Raw genomic sequence first — 7,382 nt, 5'->3', positions numbered from 1 at the left:
CGTGGCAAGCCAGACCGACAGCTTCGGCAACACCGGTTCGGCCTCGCTGAGCTTCACCCTGGACACGGCGGCGCCGAGCGGCGGCACGCCGGACCTGACGGCGGGCTCGGACACCGGCACCTCGAACACGGACAATCTCACCTCGGCGACGGCGCCGACCTTCACGGTGGCGCTGACCCCGACGGCCGCCGTCGGCGATACGGTGCAGCTGTTGCTGGGTGGCTCGCCGCTGGCCCATCCGGTCACGCATGTGATCACGGCGACTGACGTGACGGCAGGCAGCATCAGCCTGACGGTGACCGCCGGCGATCTCGGAGCCGATGGCACCAAGCAGACCGCGGCGCAGTTCAGCGATGCCGCCGGCAACAGCTCGACCACCTCAGCGCTGAGCTTCACTCTGGACACGGCGGCGCCGACGGTTGCGATCACCAGCGCCGGCGGACCGGTCAACCAGGCCAGCCAGACCATCACCGGCACGGTCGATGTCGCCGACGCCGGCGCCAGCGTCACCATCCTGGACGGCACCACGCCGATCGGCAGCGCCATCGTGCAGGGCAACGGGACCTGGAGCACCACGGTCACGCTCAGCAACGGCCCGAACTCGCTGACGGCACGGGTGAGCGATGCGGCCGGCAACACCACCACCAGCAGCGCAGTGGTCTATTTGGTGGGCGTGCCGGGCGCCATTCTCGGCGACGCTGGCGACAACACCCTGACCGGCGCCGCCGGGAACGATGCATTCCAGGGCTTCGGCGGCAATGACACGATCAACGGTTTGTCGGGTGTTGATCGGGCGGTCTATGTCGACGCGACCGGGGGCATCACCGCCGACCTGACGGCGGGGACCGTGACAGGTCCAGGTGTCGGCACCGACACTTTGATCGGTATCGAAGCCATCCAAGGCAGCAACTTTGCCGACCACTACTCGGCGGTCGGCTTCAGCGGTAACTCCGGAGTCCCTGGTACGCCGATTGGCTTCAACAGCTTCGAAGGCATGGGGGGAGATGATATCATCGTCGGCACGGTCAATCCTTCCGGCGAGATTCTGACTCGTATTTCCTATGTCAATGCGACAGCAGCAGTCATCGTTGATTTTATCGCACGCACGGCGAGCGGCGATGCGTCGGTCGGCAACGACACCTTCACAAACGTCAATTCAGTCATTGGGTCAGCATTTGGCGACGCGCTGCGGGGCAGTGACAATCCGAATGGTACTTTCGAGCAATATGACGGTCGTGCTGGTAACGATCTGATCGATGGCCGCGGCGGCTACGATTTCGCCATCTATAATAACGACGTGACCACAACCACGGGCATAACTGTTAAACTTGCGGCCGGAACTGTCACTGGCGATGCGACGATCGGAACCGATACGCTGCGTTCGATGGAAGCCGTCCGCGGCACCAACTTCGCTGATACTTACGATGCCACCGGTTTCAGCGGTACCAGCACCAATGCCGGATCGAGCGGCACCTTCAATAATTTTGAAGGCATGGGCGGCAACGATGCAATCATCGGCAATGGCAACACCCGACTCCAATATACGCAATCAAGCGCCGGCGTGACGGTCGATCTCCTTGCGGGCACTGCGACCGGCGATGCCTCGGTGGGTACCGATACATTCACCGGTGTCAACGCGGTCATGGGATCGATGTTTGCCGACGTCTTTTCGGGAAGCGGCGCCAACGAGAACTTCATGGGACTTGCCGGCGATGATCTTATCAATGGAAACGGCGGCTTCGATACGGCCCAATACGCCAATCTAACGTTCACGACAGGTGGGATCAGCGTTCACCTTGCGGCAGGAACGGTGATCGGCGATGCCTCGAGCGGCACCGACACCTTGCGTTCGATCGAAGGCATTCAAGGAACCAATTTTGTCGATACGTATGATGCCACAAATTTCGGCGTCAGCGGCGCTATCGATCCTGCAACCGGTCTTCCCTATGCCAACATCGGCAATAACGGCAACCTCAATCAGTTTGAAGGAATGGGTGGTAACGACATCATCACCGGCAACGGCAATACCCGTCTGATCTACACCAATGCAACCGGCCCCGTGACGATTACTTTAAGTCTCAATGGCTGGACCAGCACCACCAGTGGCGCGTCGGGTACAGTAACCGGTGATGGGTCAGTGGGCATCGATACCTTCTCGGGTGTTGGCTCGGTGTCGGGATCGTCGTTTGCCGACACCATCACCGGCTCTGCCAATCCGAGTGGTACGGCGGAAGATTTTTCAGGGCGCGCCGGCAATGACTTCATCGACGGCAAAGGTGGGTTCGACAGGGCATTCTACAACCACGATGGTTCGGCTTCAGGTATTCAGGTCGATATGGCTTCGGGCACGGTCTCAGGTGACGCTGCCATCGGAACAGACTCCCTTCGGTCAATTGAAGCGGTCCGCGGGACCGCCTTCGCCGATAGTTATGTCGCGACCAATTTCGGCGTCTCCGGGCCAAATGTCGGTGATTTCGGTACCTTCAACGAGTTTGAGGGGATGGCCGGCGATGACACTATCACGGGCAACGGTAATACCCGCATCGCATTCTACAGTGCTCTGGATGGTGTGACCGTAGATCTCGCCGCTGGCAACTCCCACGGAACGGCCTCTGGCGATGTTGCGGACGTCGGCACAGATGCATTCACCGGCGTGAATGCTGTTCGTGGCTCGGGTTTCGCTGACGTCATTATTGGCAACGCTGGAAATAACACGTTGGACGGTCAAGCGGGGAACGATTTTATTCGGGGCGCAGCTGGCGCCGATACGCTGATAGGGGGCGCTGGAGCTGATCAGTTTGTCTTTGCTGCCGTTTCCGAGTCGACTGTTGCAAGCCATGACACGATCAGCGACTTCGTTCACGGGACAGACGTCATCGACATTTCGGGTATCACTGGAGCCACGACCGTCCAAGGCTTAATAGCCGGTAGTACGCAGGTGGCTGCGCATAGTATCGCGTGGATTCAAAACGGCGCGGACACAATTGTTTATGTTAACAGTTCAGGGGGAGCTCAGAACCAGGGTTCGGCGGATATGGAAGTCGTCTTAACGGCCGTAACAGCAAGCAGTTTGGCCAATTTGGACTTCTTCCACGTCTAACGGTCGAATCCTTCGCTCCTTCCGCTCGGCCCGCTTACGCCGCGCGTGAACAGCTTGAGATTTCGGTCGGTGAATGCAGGCGCTCCGTGGCTCGTCAGATGCGCTTCGCAAAATACCGTTCACTAACGACTTGCCCTTCCCCTTCAGCCTCGGCGGGCTCAGCTCCGTCCGAACCATTTCACGGACCTGCCGCCGAGTTTCAGCAGGCGACGGTCCAACGTGGCGTTGCGGGCGTAAATCCGTGGTCTATCCCACGAGTATCAGGGCCAACAAGCCGGAACAGAGGAGAGCAACGCCTCCAAATGCGACCGCCAAGAAGACTAAGGAAGTGAATTCTTCACGCATAGCGCGCCAACCAGGTGAAGCCTAGCCTCACCACGCTCCGACCATGACAAGCGTGGCAATGCTCAAGGCCGACCAACACAAAATCACTATAGGTGCGGTGAAACGCTACTGATTCCAAGTCATGAGCTTGCCCTCTCCGAGAATCTAACCACACGCTACCACCGTCATCCTTTGCCGTGACTTCATGGCTCCTGATAATTGGTTTCACCGCTAGGACTTTTTGTTGCGTTCTCGGGCGGTCGACGAAATCCCTTCACGCGCTCGCGAGCGAAACGCCAGGCAGCAAATCGCACTTTTGGAGACCTTTGCGCGGACGCTTGCCAGCCAAGCCGTTATGCAGCAGCACCAGGGCAGGGCCTCCGTTCGCAGTTCCCTTGTTATGGAAGAACTCGGCCCTTGGGCGATTAGGCTCGCTCCAGGAGCCGCACACGCAAGCAGCGCAGGTTCGCATCTGGACGACATCGAAGCCCTTAGTTAGCAAGTGAGCGGAGCGGAGGCGGCGTCGACGGCGTCTTTGAGAGAGCGAGTCCTCTCAACGCGGCGAACGCTCCACTCTCTGCTTGGTGAGCCATCCCTCCAAGTCGTTCAAAAGTCACAAGCCTCGGTCAAATGGCGTCGCTTCTGCATCGCAACATCGCTGATAACCACGTTTCCATTTTTAATCTATCTTTAGCGATCTACTAAGGATTCGGTTTCAAGGTCGTCTCGAATGGGAGGCGACCCATGCCGTTGATCAAATATTTCGGGTTTGTCGGCAGCGCCCTTGTCCTATTGCTGATCGGATTGGGGTGGTGTTTGCCGCAGCAAGTGGCGGAACCTACCGGTGGCTCGACCGACAGGCCGGCCATCAGGATAACCTCGGCCGAACGGTTGCCAGAGCGGGTCATTATTGACACGAGCTTGCCGACGGTTGTCTCGCCGCCGAGCGTTCTGGAGTTTGCTGAACGATGGCCACAAGCAGCCGTTGCAGCTGTCGTCCCTCCCCCCAGGACAGCAACTCCGGCGCCGGTTGATGAAGTACCGATAAGGCCGAATCCCGCAAACCGAGAGCGTTCGAAAAAGATTGCTGTTCATCATGCAGCGTCAAAGACGAATATTGAACCCTTGAGGAACGGCAAGGCCACGACTCCACCTGCAGTCGCTGAATTGTCTCTGTTGGACAGCTTGAAGGAAGGGTTGGGGCAAGCGCAGGAAAAACTGATGGCAAGCCTCGAACCCTTGAAGTCCCGGCTCGAACAACGGCGTTGATGTTACCGCTCAACCTCGTCGTTGAGAGCTGACCGCGATTCGCACCTACAGAAATGCCGAACACTATAGATGGGCCACCTAAAGGGGAGCAAGTGTTCCTCGAGAGATACTGCACCAGCACGAGGCTGCCTTGTGAAGTCTGCGAGCGCTCCTGTCCTGACGATATTTCGGAGGAGTTCATCGTCGAGCTGAAGCGGAACGAATGACGACGGCTGAATGGGGCCTTTATCCTGCCCGGTCGCAAACAAATGGCTGGGGGAGCGATAAATGGGAGATGCGGCGCCATGCACAATGTTTTCCTTGGCATCACCCTCGCCGGAGCCCTGGTGCTCGTCTTAGCTTCTCTTGTCGCACTTCAAAGGATAATCGAGTGATCGTCGCCGGACGATCCGTTGCACTGCTTGCGAGAAACTTTGGCCTGTCGCGGTTTCTTCCAAGTGTGTGAGCCATCTCTCACAAGATTGCGTCAAGTCTGGCGTAAGTTCGGCATGTAGGTCGCCTTCCGCAAACTATCGTGGAGATCGAAATGGCCAAAAATCCAACGGGCTCTGCAAGTGACCGTCTTCCGCATCCGTTCAGCGAATTGCTCGCCGCCACCACCGTACCGCCGCAAGCCGAGTTCCTCGTGCACAGCGTGAAGGTCCTTTGCGGCAGACAGACTGAGACGAACTGCTGCTGTACCGCAGGCGCCCGGCCGGGCGTGTACGCGACCGAGGTCAACATTCAAAATATCACGGGTCAGCCGGCGCAGGTCGCGAAATTTTTCGTACCCTTGATCAACGCGGGCGCCGTTATTGGTCGCGAGCCCAAATTCGCCGATCCAGCCAAAATCTCTCAACACACCGGCGAGCTCATCACCCTTCCGCCGCTGGCGGCGACGATGGACGATTGCTGCCATATCGCGGAGTTGCTGCTCGGCGGTCCCCCAAGCGGAGAGTCGGCACTCACAATCGGCTATCTCACGATCGGGAGCTTCTTCGAATTGGCCGTCTCTGCGGTCTACACAGCGACTCCCCTGAACGGAGACGGCATCAGCATTGACGTCGAGTACATTCTGCCGCGGCGCCTGGGACGTGGCCCGGGCCAAGGCTGAAAACCGCCTGACAGAACAAAGGTCATTGCGAGGTGTTGGCCGCCCTTTGCGCACGCATGGGCGGTCTTCCTTGCCGAGGAAATCCGCCTACGGCGAGTGGGTCCCGGCTCTTGACGCATTCGGTCGCTGACGAATTTGGCATCTCGCGAGCAAGCATTAAGCTTCGTTTGAAGAACATCCGAGCTGCTGCGCAAGCAAGAACGGAGATTCGCAAATCAGTTGTTATGGAAGAAGTCGGTCAGCGGCCGATCTCACACGGCAAGAATTCCAGAGCCGCATGGGTGACCGCTCACACCCGGCGAAGCGCCGCTATCCGGGGGCGCATGTCCGCGCTATGATGGATTGGCAGGCGGAATGGGCCCAAGTCGCCGCCGCCCACGATAGGTTGGACGGCTTGAGAGTGCCAAACGAACTGAAGCACTATGAGCGAAGACAACGATCCCTATGATCATGAGCTGGTGAGATTCGTATTCGATCTCCGAAAGGACGATCCTCTTGGAATGATCGTACGGGCTCAGGCGCGTATCGAGCACGCGCTACGCCAATTTGTAGTGAGCAACGCCAGATCTCCCCAGTACGTCGACCGTGCAGATCTTGAGTTCGAAGAGGTACTCCGCCTTGCCCTGATCTTGGGATTGAACTCCGAGATCAAGCCCGCCCTTAACGCGTTGGCAACTTTGCAGAAGAAATTCGTTCGCAACTCCGACGCCGAATTCAGTCGGCCGGACGCAGACAACTTCTACAATGCACTCGGACCAGAATTAAAGGGGCTCCTTCGCGAGGTGTACGAAGAATCCCGAATGAAGGAGAACCTTCCACTGTTCAAGCGCCAGCTCCCTTCGACTCGGCTCGTCTGGTACTTGATCGGTATCTGGTCTGCCATACTTGCTGATCGAAAGCACGGGCCCTCACCTAGTCTCGGTACTGCCGTCCAGCTTCCGGCTAGGTACGTGGAGCGAATTGCGGAAAGGCGAGAAAACTTCCTGCAATTGTTGGATGCCGGCGATGACTTCCAGCTTGTTGTCCGAGGACACAGTTATTTGGATCACGAGCTGAGAGAATTCATTGCAGCCGCCGCGCCCCAGCCGGCTGAAGTGAAGTCTAGAAACGATGATTATGCAGGTGTTTTCGTTTGGCGTTAGCGCTAGGGCTAGATCCCTCACTCGAAGAGGGCTTAACCGCTGTTGGTACGCTTCGAAACAAGTTCGCGCATCGGTACGAAGTCGAACTGTCGGAGCAGGAGGCGAAGAGAATATACGAAACGATCGGCCGCTCCAGGCAGGCTGATGCCGAGCAGGCGTGGGCGGCCACTTTTCTAAAGCGTCCCTATGAGGGGCGGCCAGCAAACCTAGGCCAAGCACCGGCGCGCGACCTGGTTGCCACTAGCATGGCGATGCTATTCAGCGATGTCTTGCTTCAACAGCTAGAGCTGAGAACTGCCGCATTGCGCCGCGAGACGAATGAAGTGTCATTCGGCTTGCAATATTGACCCCCTAAGCCGGGGGATCGGCGTCCAAAATTGGCTCTGACGCAATTTTGGTGCAGCACTGGTCATGTGGCACCGATTAGCCGAGCCTGCAGCAAGTCGAGCTTGGC

4 protein-coding genes are annotated in these 7,382 nt (G+C 58.2%); all 4 read left to right on the top strand.

The window, feature by feature from the left end; all coding sequences use genetic code 11:
* The first annotated feature begins 46 nt into the window (after nt 1-46).
* The 4 genes from AC0L3P_RS26870 (at nt 47) to AC0L3P_RS26855 (ending at nt 6,928) form a co-directional block, all read left to right on the top strand.
* Entirely contained in the window at nt 47-3,100 is a 3,054-nt protein-coding gene (locus AC0L3P_RS26870; RefSeq protein WP_473306675.1) for a beta strand repeat-containing protein, read from the top strand.
* A gap of 1,068 nt (nt 3,101-4,168) precedes the next feature.
* Nucleotides 4,169-4,693 carry a hypothetical protein gene (locus tag AC0L3P_RS26865; protein WP_473306501.1) on the top strand — a complete coding sequence of 175 codons (525 nt, stop codon included), beginning with the start codon at nt 4,169-4,171 and terminating at the stop codon, nt 4,691-4,693.
* Nucleotides 4,694-5,219: 526 nt separating this feature from the next.
* A complete protein-coding gene (locus AC0L3P_RS26860; RefSeq protein ID WP_473306499.1) occupies nt 5,220-5,786 on the top strand; it encodes a hypothetical protein in 567 nt (188 codons plus the stop codon).
* Nucleotides 5,787-6,208: 422 nt separating this feature from the next.
* Nucleotides 6,209-6,928 carry a hypothetical protein gene (locus AC0L3P_RS26855; RefSeq protein ID WP_473306497.1) on the top strand — a complete coding sequence of 240 codons (720 nt, stop codon included), beginning with the start codon at nt 6,209-6,211 and terminating at the stop codon, nt 6,926-6,928.
* The last annotated feature ends 454 nt before the right edge of the window (nt 6,929-7,382 follow it).

The sequence above is a fragment of the Bradyrhizobium sp. WSM4874 genome, assembly GCF_055811835.1.
Note: the sequence above shows the minus strand (reverse complement) of the source record. Positions and strands in the feature narration are given on the sequence as shown.